Origin of the sequence: Cupriavidus sp. 2SB (genome assembly GCF_005503625.1) — a bacterium.
Classification (GTDB): domain Bacteria; phylum Pseudomonadota; class Gammaproteobacteria; order Burkholderiales; family Burkholderiaceae; genus Cupriavidus.
In genome coordinates, this window is sequence record NZ_SCMX01000115.1 from 1 (window position 1) to 15,190 (window position 15,190).

The following is a 15,190-nucleotide window of genomic DNA, read 5'->3' on the forward strand; positions in this document are numbered from 1 at the left end:
GGGCTTGACTGGGGCGGGGGTCTGCTGCGCGTCCACGATATGGGCGCGTGCTTGCTTGAGCTTCATGGCGTCTTGTGGCCGAGCCTCGTGAGCCTGCGGGGCCTGTCGTTATCGAAAAATCAAAGCCTCGCAAGGATACGGAAAAATCCGATGTCAGACATCGGTAATGCCTCGCATTTCCGCCATTTTTGTGCCGTCTCCGGGAAAATCCTAACTATCTGAACCCCCGGATGCCGTTAGCCTTCGTTTCGTGCCAATTAATACGAGAGATTAATTTGGCATGACGGGACGGAGAGGCTGGCAACGGCCGGCTCCGAAGGCGCTGGTGGAGGAGAGAGCTGGCGCCGTGGGCCATCACACCAGAACACGGAAACCAACACATGAAGAAGACGCTGTTCGCCGCCATCACCGGGGCGCTGCTTGCGCCTGCGGCGTGGGCGCAATCGTCCGTGACGCTCTATGGCGTCGTCACCACGAGCATCCAGTACGTCAACAACGTACAGAACACGAGCAACGGGGTGCTGGCGCCCGGTAGCGGGTCGGCGACGTTCATGAACTCGTCGGGCATCGCACAGTCGCGTTTTGGCCTGCGCGGCGTGGAAGACCTCGGCGGCGGACTGAAGAGCCTGTTCGTGCTCGAAAACCAGTTCAACACCGACGACGGCAAGATGGGTAATGGCGGTCTGCTGTTCGGTCGCCAGGCGTTCGTGGGTGTGCAGAATCGCTGGGGCAAGCTCACGTTCGGCCGCCAGTACACCTCGGCATTCCTGACGATGGGCAGCTTTACGCCGGTGGCCTACGCGCCCGAATTCGAACCTGTGGTGGGTATCGCCGGACCGAACTTCCGCGAGAACAACATGGTCCAGTACCAGGGCACGTTCGGCCCGATCACGGCCATGACGCACTGGTCGTTCGGTGAGCGCTCGGGTACGTTTGCGGCGGGTTCCGCCTACGGCGTGGGCCTGGCCTACAACAGCGGACCGTTGGGCGTGGCGGCTGCCTATGACGAGGTGAAGACGCTCAACACGGCGCAGGCCACAGGCGCGTCGGGATCGAATGACTACGGCCGCGACATGCGCGCGCTGGCTGCGGCCAGCTACCGTATCGGCCCGGTCAAGATGGTGGCGGGCTATCGCTGGGGCAACTCGGTGGCGCCTGCCACGGGCACGCCCACGCTCATGCCGCACCGCGACGACATGTACTGGCTGGGTGTGAACTGGGACGCCACCGCAGCACTGCGTCTCTCGCTGGCCTGGTACTACGACGATATCAAGTCCGCACGCATCGGCAACGCCACCACGAACCCGAAGAATCCGCAGCAGTTCCTGGCGCTGGCCGACTACAACCTGTCCAAGCGTACCGACGTGTTCTTCGCCGTGAACTACGCGCGCAACGCGTCGCTGAACTGGGACAACATCGCCTACCTGCCGAACGGCCAGTCCGTCGGCTATCTGCCGCCGACGTCGCAGGTCTACTACAAGACGCCGGATGCAAAGGGGCAATTGGGCATCTCCCTCGGCATGCGTCACATCTTCTGATCAGGAAAACGAAAGCGAGGGGCCGGCGCGGTGCCACTTCCGCGCGCAGGCATTGATGGCGCCGCAGCTTGAAAGGCTGCGGCGTTTTTTTATGGCAAGTCGCTCACCACCCACCCCCCAGCGCCCGATACGCCGCCACCGCAGCGCGTGCATTGTCCGTGGCCACGCGGGCCTGTTGATCGCGCGAGGCAAGTAATTGGCGGTCTTCGTCGAGCACTTCGTAGAGGCTGACCGCGCCGCCCTTGTAGGCGTCTTCCGAGGCGGTGCGTGCGCGTCGATGGGCATCCACCTCGGTGGCCAGCGAGCCGGATTGCACCTCCAGTTCGGCCAGCGTGACGATGGCGTTTTCCACGTCTTCGGTGGCGCGCAGCATGGACTGCCGATATTGCGCCAGTGCCTGGGCATGGGCACCGTGCGTCTGATCGACCTCGGCATCGACGCGGCCGAAATCGAACAGGCGCCAGCGCAGACCTGCCGCGGCAGAGGGCTGGAAGGCGCGTGCTGTCAGTAACTGGCTGGTCGACAGGCTTTCAAAGCCGAGCAAGGCCGAGAGCGAAACCTTGGGGTAGTACTCGGCCAGGGCCACGCCGATGCGTGCATTCGACGCTGCCAGCCGACGCTCGGCGGCGATGACATCGGGGCGGCGGCGCAACAGTGCGCTGGGGCCGCCTGCCAAGGAAATCGCCGGCACCGCAGGGTTGCCGGACACCGCCGCAAGTTCGGCGGCGTACGTGCCCGGCGTGGCACCCATCAGTACATCGAGTCGATTCAACTGGGTCTGTAGTTCGATTCGCAGCGGCGGCAGCGTGGTGCGCGCCTGCGCGACGAGCGCTTCGGCTTGCGCGACCTCGCGGGTGGCCGACAGGCCATCGCGCTGGCGCGTACGCACCAGTTCCAGCAGGCGGCTATCGGTCTTGATCTGATCTTCGGCGATGACGATGCGGCGTTGCGCACCACGAATGCGGAAGTAGGCGTCGGCGGCCTCCGCAGCGACGGTCACCTGCACGCCAGCGTGCTCGGCTTCCGCCGCGCCCGCATCGGCCGTCGCTGCCTCGGCACCGCGCCGCAGTCCGCCGGCCACATCGATCTCCCAGCTCGCCGCCGCGCCCACGTCATAGACGGTTCGATTGCGTTCGTATCCAGGCAACGCACTGCCGAGCTTGCCGAGCGGACTCTCCACCGACTGACGTTGCCGGCTCACATCGGCACCCAGCCGGCCCTCTGGATACAACACCGCGCCAGCCTGGCGCGCCATGGCACGCGCCTGCGCCACGCGCGCCCGGGATGTCTCCAGGTCGAGGTTCTGACCCAGTGCCCGCTGCACGATCCGCGTCAGCACCGGATCTTGAAACCCTGACCACCACTGGTCCAGCGGCGGCACGGGCGTGGTGGCCTGACGCGCGGCGAGCGCGCCGGCGCTGTGGAAGTTCACCTGTGTGGGCGTGTCTGGCGTCTTGTAGTCGGGGCCGACTGCGCACGCGGTCAGTACGAGCGTCGCGGCCAATGCGAGGACGCGGGCGGACAGGCGGACATTCATGGGGTGGAAAGGGGTGGCGGCGCGGGGGAGGGGCGACATGGAATCCAGTAACTTGCATAACAATAGTTACGTCACTATACTCACTTGCATAATGAAAGCAAGTCCGAAGCAAATCCGGTGGAGGAGAGGAGATGGCTCCATCACCGGACGGCGTCGGCCCTATCTGCGAACGCCCCCGTTTGCCCTGAACAAAGGAATTCCGTATGTCCAGCAGTACCGCCGCCGAGCGCTCCCCTTCGGAAACTGTTCCTGATACGCGCAGCGCCCTCGGGCGGAAGCGACTGGTCATCATCCTCGTGTCAGCCGTGGTGGCTGGCGGCATGCTCACGTATGCCTCGCACTGGTGGAACACCGCCCGCTTTCTGGAGGAGACTGATGACGCGTACGTAGGCGGCGACGTCACCGTGATTGGTCCGAAGGTGTCGGGCTACATCACTGAAGTCTTGGTCACCGACAACCAGGCCGTGCGCGCCGGCGATCTGCTCGCACGGATAGATGACCGCGACTACCGCGCGGTGCTGGCCCGTGCGGAAGGCGCGATTGCCGCGCAGCAGGCGCAGATCGCCAACCTTGATGCCACGCAGCGGCTCCAGGACGCGGTCATCGGTCAGGCGCAGGCATCCGTGGCCGCCACCGATGCCGAGACTGCCCGCACGCGCGACGATCAGGTGCGCTATGCCAGCCTCGTCGCCAAGGAAGCCGTCTCGGTACAGAGTTCGCAGAAGGCAGATGCCGACTACAAGCAGTCGCGCGCCAACGGGCAAAAGGCTCAGGCCGCGTTGCTCGCCGCGCAGCGTCAGATCGACGTCATCGCCACGCAGAAGCAACAGGCGCAGGCTGCGCTGGCGCAGGCCATTGCCGAACGGGATCTGGCCCAGCTCAATGTGGGTTACACCGAGTTGCGGGCGCCCGTGGATGGCACCATCGGCAACCGGCGTGCCCGGCCGGGCGCGTACGCAGCCAGCGGCACGGCGCTGATGTCGATCGTGCCGGCCAGCGGCCTCTGGGTTGATGCCAATTTCAAGGAGAACCAGTTGGCGCATCTGGAGCCGGGCATGCGCGCCACCGTTGTGGCGGATATCGTGCCGGGGCGGGTTTTTCACGGGCGCGTCGCCAGCGTAGCGCCGGCAACGGGTGCACAGTTCAGCGTATTGCCCCCGGAAAACGCCACTGGCAACTTCACGAAGATCGTGCAGCGCGTGCCGGTGCGTATCGTGCTGGATGAGAAGGATGCACGCCTCGGACTGCTGCGGCCCGGGCTGTCCGTGACGGCAGAAGTCGATGGCCGCACGGAGAACCAGGTGGCCGTCGCGCAGGTGCGCCCGTGAGTGGGGCCGTGACTGCTGCCGTGGCGCCGGTTGGGACGTCAGCGGCAGCATGGTCGCCTGCCGGGATGTCGACACAGGCCAAGATCTTTGCGTTTGCGTCGATGTGTGTGGGCATGTTCATCGCACTGCTCGATATCCAGATCGTGTCGGCCTCGCTGCGCGATATCGGCGGCGGGCTATCGGCAGGTGCCGATGAAACGGTCTGGGTGCAGACCGCCTACCTCATCGCGGAAATCGTGGTGATCCCGTTGTCGGGCTGGCTGTCGCGTGTGATGTCCACCCGTTGGCTGTTCGCGGTCTCGGCAGCGGGCTTCACCGTGGCCAGCATGCTGTGCGGACTGGCCTGGAATATCCAGAGCATGATCGTGTTTCGCGCGGCGCAAGGTTTCCTCGGCGGTTCAATGATTCCGCTGGTGTTCACCACGGCGTTCGTGTTTTTCGCCGGGCCTCAGCGTGTGATCGCAGCCGCCACGGTCGGTGGACTGTCCTCACTGGCGCCGACGCTCGGCCCCACGGTCGGCGGCTGGATCACCGATCACATGTCGTGGCATTGGCTGTTTTTCGTCAACCTCGTGCCGGGGCTGTTCGTCACGATCGTCGTGCCGATGCTGGTGCGCATCGACAAGCCCAACCTGAAACTGCTGCGCGGTGCGGACTATCTCGGCATGGCGTTGATGGCGATGTTCCTCGGCTGCCTCGAATACACGCTGGAGGAAGGGCCGCGCTGGGACTGGCTGGCCGATCCGGTGATCCTGACCACCGCGTGGATTGCCGGCGTGGCCGGGGTAGCGTTCATCTGGCGCAGCATGACCCACGCGCAGCCGGTGGTGGATCTGCGGGCGCTAAAGCAGCGCAACTTTGCACTCGGCTGCTTGTTCTCCTTCGTCACGGGGATCGGCATCTTCGCCACCGTCTACCTCACGCCGCTGTTTCTCGGCCGGGTGCGCGGGTTCAGCGCGCTGGAAATCGGACTGGCAGTGTTTTCGACGGGCTTGTTCCAGATCGCCTCGATTCCGATCTACACCTATCTGGGCAACCGCGTGGATCTGCGCTGGCTGCTAATGTTCGGCCTGGCGCTGTTCGGATTGTCGATGTATTGCTTCACACCGATTACGCATGACTGGGGCTGGCGCGAACTGCTGCTGCCGCAGGCGCTGCGGGGCGCGGCGCAGCAGTTCGCGGTAGCACCCGTGGTCACGCTGACGCTGGGAAGCCTGGCGCCCGAGCGGCTCAAGCTCGCATCCGGGCTGTTCAACCTGATGCGCAACCTGGGCGGGGCGATCGGCATAGCCGCCTGCGCCACAGTGCTCAACGATCGCACCAACCTGCATTTCTTCCGCATGGCCGAACATCTGCGACCCGGTAACGAAGCCATGTCGGGTGCGCTAGACAGCCTGGCGCGCCAGTATCTGGCCGCTGGCTACAGCGCCGTGGAAGCACAGGCCGCCGCGTTGAAACAGTTGGCGCTGCTGACACTGCGCGAGGCCCAGACGCAGACGTTCAGCGACACCTTCCTGCTCATCATGGCGTGCTTTTTTGGAGCGCTGGTGCTGGTGCCCCTGATGCGGAAAATCGCACCGCCCAAGGCGCCATCGGCGGATGCCCACTGAAGACCGGTATCATCGGTACCGAATTTCGAACGAGAGTCCAGACGATGCAACGCAAGACCTTCCGAAACCTGCAATGTCCCATCGCCCGCAGCCTTGAACGCGTGGGCGAGTGGTGGAGCATTCTGATTTTGCGCGATGCGTTCTATGGCACCAAACGCTTCGATGAATTCCAGCGCAGTCTCGACATTGCGCCCAACATGCTGACGCGGCGCCTGAACGGTCTGGTCGAGGAGGGGCTGCTGGAGAAGCGCCAGTATTCGGAGCGCCCGCCGCGCTATGAATATGTGCTGACCGAGTGCGGCCGGGATTTCCGGCCGGTGCTGCTCGCACTGCTGGCCTGGGGCAATCGAAACTTCGCGCCCGAGGGACGCAGCGTGCAGATCGAGGATCGCGAGACCGGCAAGCTCGTTGAGCCGTTGCTGGTGGATGCCGAGAGCCGGGAGCCGCTGCAGATGGGCAAGCGGCACGTGGTACGCCCCGGTCCGGCTGCGGACGAACGCACGCGCGAGCGGCTTTCATCGGCGGCTTCGCATATGTCTGTCACGGGGAAGACGCCTGCCACCTCTGCCTGATCGACTCAGCCAATTGACTGGTCAGGTTGCTCCAAAGGCATTTCTGTCATAGAGTCCATGCATCGCGCCCCGTCCCTCCGACGGTTATCACCGACTCCGGAAACGACCCGATGCCACGCTTTTCCTCTCCTTTTTCATCCTTTGGTCCGGTCTCGCTGCCGCTGGTGGTAGCCGTGCTGGCTGGCTGCACCACGCCGATGCCGCCGCCGCAGCCCCAGCGCATGCCGTCGCCGCCACCCAGCACCACGATCACTGCGCCGCAGGGCGTCAGCCGTGCGCAACTGGAAGCAGCAGGCAATGCGTGCGAGAAGGTTGTCGCCAATGCGGTGAAGACCCGCTATCCGCAGCCTGGCAGCGTCATGATGATGCCGGACCGCGAACGCATCGCCCAGCAGACGGCGAACCAGACATCCGTGGTGGGCGAGGGCGTCTTCGAGCCCGATGCCAGCGAACAGGCCATGGCTTTCCGATATACCTGCCTCTACAACATCCGCACAAATCGGGTCGATGACGTGCAGATGAAATACGGTTCCTTCTAAGCCCGTGCAGGTCTGAGTGTTGAGGTTGGCGTCGGTTTGGGCGCTGATGACGATGGATGGCCTACCGAAGCCGACCGATTGGGCCACTGCGGAGCCGTTGGCGACACTGACGGCATCAAGTCCTCTCCAGCACGTCCCGGCGTTTTGCCGTATTGTCTCGATCTGAAGATTAATTGACGTTGCAACGATCTGGTGCGCGTCCGGCAACATGCCGTGGCGGGCCGGCTTTCATTGCATGTCCGCCCCCGGATCGACCATCGTGCAGACCTCCGCCACCCCGCCGGCCAGCAGTCCCCCGCCGTCCACCCCATCTACTGTCAGCCCCGAAGGTCCGGATTCGCCGATGACCTCGCTGGAAAAGCGCGCGATGGCGGCCATCATGATCGCGGTCTCGCTGGCGACGCTTGACACGGCCATCGCCAACACAGCGCTGCCCAACATCGCCGCTGACCTGAACAGCACACCGGCGGCCTCGGTCTGGATCATCAATGCCTACCAGCTCGCCATGGTGGCCACGCTGCTGCCGTTTGCCGCACTGGGTGGCATCGTAGGCCACCGGCGCATCTACCTGGGCGGAGTGGTGGTCTTCATCATCTCGTCCGTCATTTGTGCGATGGCATGGTCGCTGCCGTCCCTTGCGGCGGCGCGGCTGCTGCAGGGCATTGGCGCTGCCGCCATCATGAGCGTGAACACGGCGCTGATCAGTGCGATCTTTCCGATCCATCGGCTTGGGCGCGGCGTGGGTCTCAATGCGCTGATCGTCGGTGTCTCGTTCGCGGTGGGGCCCACCGTCGCATCGGTGATCCTGTCTTTCGGCCCCTGGCCCTGGCTGTTCGCGGTGAACCTGCCGATCGGCCTGCTGGCGCTGGCCATCGCGTGGCGCTCGCTGCCGCAGACCAAGAAGAGCCAGCACGGATTCGATCCCGTGGCGGCGGTTCTCAATGCCATTACCTTCGCCGCGCTGATTTTCGCGCTGGGCGAGGGCGTTCAACGCGAGCCTGCCGAGTACGTCATCGGTGCCGTCGCTGTCTTTGCCATCGCCTTTGTGCTGTTGCTGCGCCGCGAGCGTGGGCATCCGGCGCCGATGCTGCCTGTCGATCTGTTGAAGCGGCCGATGTTCGCGCTGTCCACCGCCACGGCCGTATGTTCGTTCGCCGCGCAGGGGTTGGCGTTCGTGTCGCTGCCGTTCTACTTCGAGCACGTGCTCGGCCGCAATCCAATCGAAACGGGTTTCCTGCTGACGCCATGGTCGGCAGTGGTGGCGCTGATGGCGCCGCTGGCCGGCCGGCTGTCTGACCGCTATCCGCCGGGCCTGCTCGGTGGCATCGGGCTGGCGGTGATGGCGCTGGGCATGGCGTCGCTGGCGATGATGCCGGCCGACGCCAGCGCACTGAATATCGGCATCCGCATGGCAATCTGCGGCGCGGGGTTCGGATTCTTCCAGTCTCCGAACCTCAAGGCGTTGATGGCCAGCGCTCCGCGCGAACGTGCGGGTGGCGCAAGCGGTGTGGTCGCCACGGCGCGGCTGCTGGGGCAGGCCACCGGTGCAGCGCTGGTGGCACTCTCGTTCGGCATCGCTGGGGATCACGGCCCCACGCTGGCCCTGGCCCTCGGTGCCGGATTTGCCGCCGCCGCGGCAGTGGCCAGCGGTCTGCGACTGGTCACGGCACAAAGTGAGGACAGCGCGGCCATGCAGGGCGCCAGGAAGTCCTCCTGATCACGCGAGAGACGCCCGCGTCGCACGGCAAGACGTGCGCGCACGGTTTGTAGAATCTGCATGGGATTGGTAGCGCCACCGCCATGTTTGCACGGCGCACCGATCGGTACGAAACTTGCCGCTAGTCCATCTATCGGGGCCTTCGCGCCCCATCTTGATGGAGGCAACACAATGAACCGATCAGACGACTACGGCCGTCGCCGCCGCCCCGCCCAACGCTATGGCGGCTTCGAAGAGGGCTATGGCGATATGCCCGGCGACGATCGAGACTGGCGTCGTCGCGACCCATACGCCGACCCTTACGCCGACCACGCCGACCGTTATGGCAACGGCGCTACCCGGTCACCTTACGACACCGAACGGCATTCCTACGGCAATGCCCGGAATGCTTCCCCGCGGCGTGGCGCGGTCTACTATCCGGGCCGACCCGTTGACGACGAACGCTATGACGAAAGCTCGCCGCATAGCCGCGGCTACGTCAGCGCATACAGCAACGGATACGAAGACGGCTATCAGGCCGCCTCACGATCCACGGGTTCCCCGCGCGAGGTCGCGCCCGTTCGCGATGAGCGCTGGCGCGATAGCCGCATGGGACAACGCACAGGGTACGAAGACTACGGCGTGGAGGCAGGCCGCAACTTCCGTCAGCGGCCCTCGGTTTATGGCAGCAACGCCACGGCGCGTGGCACGGCTGGCTACCCTCGACCCACGGGCCCGAAGAACTACGCGCGCTCCGATGAGCGCGTCCGCGAGGAAGTCTGCGAGCGCCTGGCGCATGCGCCCGGTATCGATGTCAGCGAGGTGAGCGTCAATGTCAGTGGCAGCGTGGTGACGTTGACTGGCCACGTGGACAACCGCCGTACCAAGTATGCAGTGGAAGATATTGCCGACGATACCTACGGTGTGTCCGACGTGGTCAACCAGATCCACGTGAGACCTTATGGTGTGCTGGCATCGGAATGACGACGATGCCTCAAATGAAAAACCCCGGCTTTAAACCGGGGTTTTTTCTTGGGCATTAACGCCTGCAGGCACCTACAGATCGCTGCCGCTCGGTGGCGTCTCCATGCGTTTGTCCGTCTGGTCGGCGCGATCCACGGGGGTATCGGAGGGCAGTTCTTCCGCAGCACGCTGCACCTCCTCGGAAATTTCCTCCTCGGGAAGTGCGTCCTCGGCGCCGCCCGGAAACTCTCGCTCCAGCTCCGTGCCGAGGTCTTCCTCCGGATCGAGGGCATCCGTATCGAGATTCGGGTCCAGGGTGCTGGGAATGCTCGACGGATCGCTCTCGCCCGTGTCGTCCACCGTTGCTTCAGGCTGGTTCGTTCGTGTCGTCTTGCTCATGCCGGACTCCTGTTCGATAAGGTTCATGTTGCCAAGAAAAACTGGTCGAAGAGCGGCAAGTTGCATGCCACTCCATGCCGTGCACTGGCCTGCCGATCACCTCGCACCACTGGCCGCCAGTGGCCCGCCTATAGTGGAGAGGGGACCGCCGCTAATCGCCAGGCGCTGCCGTGACACCCGGAGAGGTGGGGACGGTGGCTGGAACAGCTATTGCTGTGACATGGCTGCATCGTGCGAGGGAGGTAGCGATGAACATCACCGGCATTCTGGTCACCCTGAGCCTGGCGTCCTCGGTGGCCGTATCTTCCACGCCCATCGAGAAGAAACTGCTCGGTATCAGCCCTGGCGAGTTCGCGTCCCAGTTCAACACGGTGGCGCAGGCCGACGGTGCATCGCTGACGCTTCCCGCGTTCGGCGCCAAGAGTGGCTGGCATCGCGCTCATCCGAGTGCCGGAGTGTCCGTACTGGTGCGTGCGGCCCCCACAGGTCACTCGCTCGACGAGGTAGTGGTGGTCTGCCGCACCGCCGAGCAATGCATGCTGACCATCTGCACCGCCGCCAAAGCGATCGACGCCGCGGTGGACCCCAACCTGCTGCAGTACTTCATTGCCGCACGTATTGCCTCCCATATTCGCAATGTGGCCCTGGTAATGTCGGGCCTGGTCTATGTGGTGGTGTCGCCGGAAGACGAGGACTACGTGGCACTCGTCATCCGGCCCTATCGGCCGCAGCAGGAGTTGACCGCGCAGCGGCAGGCTTAGGGCGTCAGTGCAGCGGCCCCGCGGACCGACGCGTTGGCACGCCGGGTGCACGGGCGGGTGCGAACTCCATCGCACGCTGTTCCAGCATCCGCTGCAACTCCGTGGCGCCCCGGTAGTAATGCGCCAGCAGCAGACGCAGCTCTGGATCAGGTAGCGGTTCGCGCAGCACTTCCCCATAAGCCGCCGCTGCGCGGCTGGCATGCTGGGCCGCATATCTCAGCAGGGGTAGCTCACCCGATTCGGACGGAGGCGGCGCGAGGGTATCCCGACGCCGCATTGGCGTGGATGAATCTGAAGATTCCGACGCTGCACGATTGACCGTGCCGGCGCGCGTAGCCAATTCGGCTGCCGCACAGCGTTGCATATTGGCGCGATGGACGAGTACCGCCCGGATCTGCGGGTCAGATGCCACGACGGCCACGGCGGCGAGCGCTTCGGCACATTGCGTGGCATGCAGGCTGAGCCTGGCCAGGGTCGAGTTCAGGGCATCGCGCTTTAGTGCATCGTTCATTTCCCTTCTCCAGTTCGTACCCTAACTGTAGGTGACACAGCCAGCCGACAGCGCGCATTGACACTGATTGCGTGGTTATTGCACGGTGCGACGCGCACCTCATCTGGCGACCATGCAAAAAGCGTGCAAAAGCGCGCCCCGCACAAGCCGAGTTGGCCGTGCGGGGCGCGCTACACCGCAATTTACGGACGCGGGGGTCCAGAGCAGTGACGTCGAGCGGTTATTTCGTGGTGCCCGGAGCCGGATCCGGCGAGTCACCCTTCGGACCCGAAGGCGCGGTGGGAGACACGGTGGCCGCAGCCCCCTGCTCGCGAGGCTTCTTGTGGCGAGCGTTGGTGGCCTTGTCCTTGTTGCCCGTGCCGGTGCTACGGGCGTCGTTCGACATCGAAGAGCTGCCCGACATCGACGAAGAACCCGACATCGCGTCAGCCTTAGGATTCTTTGGGCCTTCCGGGGTAGGAGGGGTGCCCGTCGTTGCCGATTGCGGAGAGGTCGGCGTTTGCTGGGCCATCACAGGGAAAGCCAGCGCGGCCCCGAGGGCAATCGCGGTAGCGGTCGTGGCAAGGGTGCGTTTCATCGTGTGTCTCCTGGACGGTGGGTCGGTGTCTTCACGATATGCAGCGCGGCTTTGCGGCTCACGGGGGCGATGCCTGAAACTCCTGTCAGACCTTGACTACACCGGGCCGCGCCGAGGCCATCGGCATTGCAGCTTTTATATCGCCGTGTAAATCGGTATCCCGTGGTTCACACACCCGATGATGAGGGATGCCGAATATGCGTTGGAGAGCACCGGGGGGCAGCGGTATGGATCTTGCAGCCGGATGGGCAGACAAAAAGACAAGGAGATGCCATGCCATTCGCCTATGCCGGAACCCGCCGCCGTCGCAATCGGGATCGGCGCCGCGCCAGCGATACGCCGGACGCCAATTCGCCGGAGCACAAGGCACAAACTCCGTCCGAGTCGCCGCTGGCAAGGAATGAGAGCACGGGCAATGCGGAGCGTCGGGAGTCGACGGGCATTGACCACGACCGATCGAAGCCCGATGAAAGGCGGGGCGATATCGAGCGCGGCGAGGGTGGGTCCGGGCTGACCAGCCAGGACCTGCATGATCCGGGCAGCCGCGATCCGAACGCACCGCCGGTCGACAATCGTTCTTAAGTTCAGCGCTGATCGGCCAATGACCCAGGAGAAACCTATGCGATATCCCTTCGTTCGAACCCTCGTCATCGGTGTTTCCGTGATGTTTGGCGCCTCCGCTTGGGCCCAGACACCGTCCCCCACGCCTCGGGTCGACAACCGCGCACCGGGCACGGCGGCATCGGATGTCGCGCCCGGTGCGCCGGCAACGGGCGTCTACAAGGACGGCAGCCGCCAGCAAAGCAGTGGCAAGCCGGCGATCAACCAGGGCGCGTCTTCGGCGCAGACGTACGACTATCCCGCTTCGGCACCCAAGACCGCGCCAGCAAAGCGACCCTGAGCAAGCACCCTTTCACCTTTCACTCGGGCAATACCGCCACGGCCTCGATCTCGAACAACATTCCGTCGAGAGCCAGCCGTGGCACCGGTATCAGCGTGCACGCTGGCGCCGGCCAGTCGCCGAGCAAGGCCTGCCAGGCGCGACTGAAGATGGCAAGCCGCTCCATCGAATGATCGACGATCAGGACGGTGATCTTGGCCACGTCGGGAATGTCGGCGCCGCCAGCTTGCAGTGCCACGCGCAGATTTGACAGTGCCCGGTTCACCTGCGCCGAGAAATCCGCCAGCAATCCGCCGCACATGTCCTCACCACCCTGGCCCGCCGCGAAGATAATCTTTGCGGGACGGGTCGCTACGGCGACGTGGGAATACCCGTTGAGCCGCGGGTCATAGAGATCGGGCGGGTTCATGAACTGGAGATAAGGGGCGCGCGGCGATTCGAGCAACATGGCAGGTTCCTGGTGAACGGTGGACTGAGCAAAGGACGCCAGTGTCAAACCTCAAGCGCACTTGAGGTCAAGCGTCGTTGCGATACCATGCGTGCTGCAAGGGCTTTCCTTGCGCTTCATCCTCCTGTCATGAGCCGCCCTCCGAAGACCGGAACAACCTCGATTGCTTCAATTGCGGCATCCTCGCCCCCCGCGCGCCCGATGCGCGCTCGCGATCCCCTGACCATTGGCGAGGTGGTGGAACGCAGCGGCGTGGCTGCATCCGCGTTGCATTTCTATGAATCGAAGGGATTGATTTCGAGCACGCGCAGCGCCGGAAACCAGCGCCGCTATCCGCGCGGCATTCTGCGAAGGCTGGCGGTGCTACGGATTGCACAGCGCATGGGTGTGCCACTGGCAGTCATCGCCGATGCCTTCGCACGCCTGCCCGCAGGCAAGGCGCCGACCGTGGCCGACTGGCGAAAGTTATCCGCGACGTGGCGGGAAGACCTCGACGTCCGCATCCGTACATTGACGATGTTGCGCGACCAGCTCGACGGCTGTATCGGATGTGGATGTTTGTCGCTGAAAGCGTGTCCGCTGCGGAATCCGCAGGATGTGATGGCAGGGCAGGGGCCCGGCGCCCATGTGGTGGGCGAGGACGCCTGCCCAGGGATGGCAGTGAAGGCAGTGAAGGCAGTGAAGGCAGTAAAGGCAGTGAAGTCCGTGAAGATTCCGAAGCGTTGAATCTCAGCGCATCACTGGTTCTTCATCGCCTCGGCCAGCCGCGCGATGATATCGCCCTCGCTCTTGAACGCCTTCTTCGCATAGGCCGAGTATTGCTCGGGTGTCATGTAGTTCGTATCCATGCCGAACTGACGCGTGACATTCAGGAATTTCGGGTCCTTGAGCGCGTTGCGGAAGGCATCGTCCAGTCGCTTCACCACAGCCGGTTTCATATTGGCCGGCCCCACGATGCCGAACGGCGAGTTCGACCACACCGGATAACCAATCTCCTTCAACGTGGGCGCGTTCGGGAAATCGGCAGCGCGTTTTTCCGAAAGCGTCGCCAATACTCGCATCTGTCCGTTCTGCACATACGGCAGCAGCGTATTCGACAACACGGCCACGTCCGACGAACCACTCAGCAAGGCGGTAATCGCCTCCGCATCGCCCTTGTACGGCACGTGCGTCCAGTTCGATTGCGATACACGCGCCAATTCGGAAATCGTCAGGTGCTGGCTGCCGTAGATACCTGTGGTGCCGTAGCTGATACCCTTCTTGTCAGCCTTGGCATCGGCAATCAACTCCTGCATGGTCTGCCACTTGGCATCCTTCTTCACCGCCACCGCGAAGTTGTAATCCGCGATCATCGACACGTACGTCAGATCCTTCAACGGGTCATAGCGCATCTTCTGCACATGCGGCAACCGGAATATCACCACCGGCGCCATGCTCAGCGTGTAACCGTCCGGCTCGGTGGTCACCATCTGCGTCGCCCCCAGCGTGCCACTCACGCCCGGCTTGTTCTCCACCACGATGCTCTGCCCCAATTCCCGTCCCGCCGCATCCGCCAACGCGCGCGCAACCTGGTCAGTCACCCCACCGGCGCCATAAGGCACGATCAACCGAATCGGCCGCGTCGGAAATTCATCCGCCGCGTGCGCGGGCGTGAACACCGAAGGCACAAGCGCCACAGCGGATGCGCCCAACGCCATCCGAAGAATCTTTCGTCGTTGCATGAGTTGTCTCCTTGTCATGTGTGCCGGATCTGAGGGACCGGTCTGCGAGGTTGTCTGCAGAGTATGACAAGGGCACGGTAGGGCGGGTA

Annotated in this window: 18 protein-coding genes; 12 read left to right on the top strand and 6 right to left on the bottom strand. The window is 64.1% G+C overall.

Annotation, left to right across the window (positions count from 1 at the left end; all coding sequences use genetic code 11):
• On the top strand, nt 1-222 hold a 222-nt coding region (locus FFS21_RS32330; protein WP_212745280.1), incomplete at its 5' end, for a hypothetical protein.
• A gap of 158 nt (nt 223-380) precedes the next feature.
• On the top strand, nt 381-1,538 hold the full coding sequence (locus tag FFS21_RS30015; protein ID WP_137928308.1) for a porin: 1,158 nt from the start codon (nt 381-383) through the stop codon (nt 1,536-1,538).
• Between the two features lie 103 nt (nt 1,539-1,641).
• On the opposite strand, the gene FFS21_RS30020 is transcribed toward FFS21_RS30015, so the two are convergent.
• Complete coding sequence (locus tag FFS21_RS30020) at nt 1,642-3,114, bottom strand: efflux transporter outer membrane subunit (protein ID WP_502705210.1); 1,473 nt, start codon at nt 3,112-3,114, stop codon at nt 1,642-1,644.
• Between the two features lie 164 nt (nt 3,115-3,278).
• On the opposite strand from FFS21_RS30020, the gene FFS21_RS30025 reads away from it, so the two are divergent.
• From FFS21_RS30025 to FFS21_RS30050, 6 genes are all read left to right on the top strand, one after another.
• The gene (locus FFS21_RS30025; RefSeq protein WP_137928309.1) at nt 3,279-4,403 is read left to right on the top strand and encodes an HlyD family secretion protein; all 1,125 of its coding nucleotides are present in this window, start codon (nt 3,279-3,281) and stop codon (nt 4,401-4,403) included.
• Nucleotides 4,404-4,468: 65 nt separating this feature from the next.
• Nucleotides 4,469-6,013, top strand: a complete 1,545-nt coding sequence (locus tag FFS21_RS30030; protein ID WP_137928321.1) for a DHA2 family efflux MFS transporter permease subunit — start codon at nt 4,469-4,471, stop codon at nt 6,011-6,013.
• 44 nt (nt 6,014-6,057) lie between these two features.
• Nucleotides 6,058-6,585 (top strand): winged helix-turn-helix transcriptional regulator, encoded by a 528-nt coding sequence (locus tag FFS21_RS30035; RefSeq protein ID WP_137928310.1) that lies wholly within the window; start codon nt 6,058-6,060, stop codon nt 6,583-6,585.
• Nucleotides 6,586-6,695: 110 nt separating this feature from the next.
• A complete protein-coding gene (locus tag FFS21_RS30040) occupies nt 6,696-7,124 on the top strand; it encodes a short-chain fatty acid transporter (protein WP_137928311.1) in 429 nt (142 codons plus the stop codon).
• Nucleotides 7,125-7,467: 343 nt separating this feature from the next.
• Nucleotides 7,468-8,841: an MFS transporter gene (locus FFS21_RS30045; RefSeq protein WP_137928322.1), complete on the top strand. Its 1,374-nt coding sequence runs from the start codon at nt 7,468-7,470 to the stop codon at nt 8,839-8,841.
• 171 nt (nt 8,842-9,012) lie between these two features.
• Nucleotides 9,013-9,804 carry a BON domain-containing protein gene (locus FFS21_RS30050; RefSeq protein ID WP_171020526.1) on the top strand — a complete coding sequence of 264 codons (792 nt, stop codon included), beginning with the start codon at nt 9,013-9,015 and terminating at the stop codon, nt 9,802-9,804.
• A 72-nt stretch (nt 9,805-9,876) separates the two neighbouring features.
• On the opposite strand, the gene FFS21_RS30055 is transcribed toward FFS21_RS30050, so the two are convergent.
• Entirely contained in the window at nt 9,877-10,182 is a 306-nt protein-coding gene (locus tag FFS21_RS30055) for a hypothetical protein (RefSeq protein ID WP_137928313.1), read from the bottom strand.
• 248 nt (nt 10,183-10,430) lie between these two features.
• Between FFS21_RS30055 and FFS21_RS30060 the strand changes: the two genes are divergently transcribed.
• Nucleotides 10,431-10,943: a malto-oligosyltrehalose synthase gene (locus FFS21_RS30060; RefSeq protein ID WP_137928323.1), complete on the top strand. Its 513-nt coding sequence runs from the start codon at nt 10,431-10,433 to the stop codon at nt 10,941-10,943.
• A gap of 4 nt (nt 10,944-10,947) precedes the next feature.
• Here the strand turns inward: FFS21_RS30060 and FFS21_RS30065 are convergent, their stop codons facing one another.
• Complete coding sequence (locus FFS21_RS30065; RefSeq protein WP_137928314.1) at nt 10,948-11,454, bottom strand: hypothetical protein; 507 nt, start codon at nt 11,452-11,454, stop codon at nt 10,948-10,950.
• 220 nt (nt 11,455-11,674) lie between these two features.
• Nucleotides 11,675-12,031 (bottom strand): hypothetical protein, encoded by a 357-nt coding sequence (locus FFS21_RS30070; protein WP_137928315.1) that lies wholly within the window; start codon nt 12,029-12,031, stop codon nt 11,675-11,677.
• Between the two features lie 273 nt (nt 12,032-12,304).
• Between FFS21_RS30070 and FFS21_RS30075 the strand changes: the two genes are divergently transcribed.
• Together FFS21_RS30075 and FFS21_RS30080 are read left to right on the top strand one after the other, a co-directional pair.
• Nucleotides 12,305-12,613, top strand: coding sequence for a hypothetical protein (locus FFS21_RS30075; RefSeq protein WP_137928316.1), 309 nt, complete (start codon nt 12,305-12,307; stop codon nt 12,611-12,613).
• Nucleotides 12,614-12,650: 37 nt separating this feature from the next.
• Entirely contained in the window at nt 12,651-12,932 is a 282-nt protein-coding gene (locus FFS21_RS30080) for a hypothetical protein (protein WP_249359755.1), read from the top strand.
• Between the two features lie 19 nt (nt 12,933-12,951).
• Here the strand turns inward: FFS21_RS30080 and FFS21_RS30085 are convergent, their stop codons facing one another.
• Complete coding sequence (locus tag FFS21_RS30085) at nt 12,952-13,380, bottom strand: RidA family protein (RefSeq protein ID WP_137928317.1); 429 nt, start codon at nt 13,378-13,380, stop codon at nt 12,952-12,954.
• Nucleotides 13,381-13,509: 129 nt separating this feature from the next.
• Here FFS21_RS30085 and soxR point away from each other — a divergent pair, with 129 nt between their 5' ends.
• The gene (gene soxR, locus FFS21_RS30090) at nt 13,510-14,106 is read left to right on the top strand and encodes a redox-sensitive transcriptional activator SoxR (RefSeq protein WP_502705211.1); all 597 of its coding nucleotides are present in this window, start codon (nt 13,510-13,512) and stop codon (nt 14,104-14,106) included.
• Between the two features lie 11 nt (nt 14,107-14,117).
• Here soxR and FFS21_RS30095 read toward each other — a convergent pair whose 3' ends face one another.
• The gene (locus FFS21_RS30095) at nt 14,118-15,101 is read right to left on the bottom strand and encodes a tripartite tricarboxylate transporter substrate binding protein (protein WP_137928319.1); all 984 of its coding nucleotides are present in this window, start codon (nt 15,099-15,101) and stop codon (nt 14,118-14,120) included.
• Nucleotides 15,102-15,190: the final 89 nt, after the last annotated feature.

Coding starts and splice junctions, on each gene's coding strand:
- FFS21_RS30015 (WP_137928308.1), top strand. CDS start 381: ATGAAGAAGACGCTGTTCGCCGCCATCACCGGGGCGCTGCTTGCGCCT.
- FFS21_RS30020 (WP_502705210.1), bottom strand. CDS start 3,114: ATGTCGCCCCTCCCCCGCGCCGCCACCCCTTTCCACCCCATGAATGTC.
- FFS21_RS30025 (WP_137928309.1), top strand. CDS start 3,279: ATGTCCAGCAGTACCGCCGCCGAGCGCTCCCCTTCGGAAACTGTTCCT.
- FFS21_RS30030 (WP_137928321.1), top strand. CDS start 4,469: ATGTCGACACAGGCCAAGATCTTTGCGTTTGCGTCGATGTGTGTGGGC.
- FFS21_RS30035 (WP_137928310.1), top strand. CDS start 6,058: ATGCAACGCAAGACCTTCCGAAACCTGCAATGTCCCATCGCCCGCAGC.
- FFS21_RS30040 (WP_137928311.1), top strand. CDS start 6,696: ATGCCACGCTTTTCCTCTCCTTTTTCATCCTTTGGTCCGGTCTCGCTG.
- FFS21_RS30045 (WP_137928322.1), top strand. CDS start 7,468: ATGACCTCGCTGGAAAAGCGCGCGATGGCGGCCATCATGATCGCGGTC.
- FFS21_RS30050 (WP_171020526.1), top strand. CDS start 9,013: ATGAACCGATCAGACGACTACGGCCGTCGCCGCCGCCCCGCCCAACGC.
- FFS21_RS30055 (WP_137928313.1), bottom strand. CDS start 10,182: ATGAGCAAGACGACACGAACGAACCAGCCTGAAGCAACGGTGGACGAC.
- FFS21_RS30060 (WP_137928323.1), top strand. CDS start 10,431: ATGAACATCACCGGCATTCTGGTCACCCTGAGCCTGGCGTCCTCGGTG.
- FFS21_RS30065 (WP_137928314.1), bottom strand. CDS start 11,454: ATGAACGATGCACTAAAGCGCGATGCCCTGAACTCGACCCTGGCCAGG.
- FFS21_RS30070 (WP_137928315.1), bottom strand. CDS start 12,031: ATGAAACGCACCCTTGCCACGACCGCTACCGCGATTGCCCTCGGGGCC.
- FFS21_RS30075 (WP_137928316.1), top strand. CDS start 12,305: ATGCCATTCGCCTATGCCGGAACCCGCCGCCGTCGCAATCGGGATCGG.
- FFS21_RS30080 (WP_249359755.1), top strand. CDS start 12,651: ATGCGATATCCCTTCGTTCGAACCCTCGTCATCGGTGTTTCCGTGATG.
- FFS21_RS30085 (WP_137928317.1), bottom strand. CDS start 13,380: ATGTTGCTCGAATCGCCGCGCGCCCCTTATCTCCAGTTCATGAACCCG.
- soxR (WP_502705211.1), top strand. CDS start 13,510: ATGAGCCGCCCTCCGAAGACCGGAACAACCTCGATTGCTTCAATTGCG.
- FFS21_RS30095 (WP_137928319.1), bottom strand. CDS start 15,101: ATGCAACGACGAAAGATTCTTCGGATGGCGTTGGGCGCATCCGCTGTG.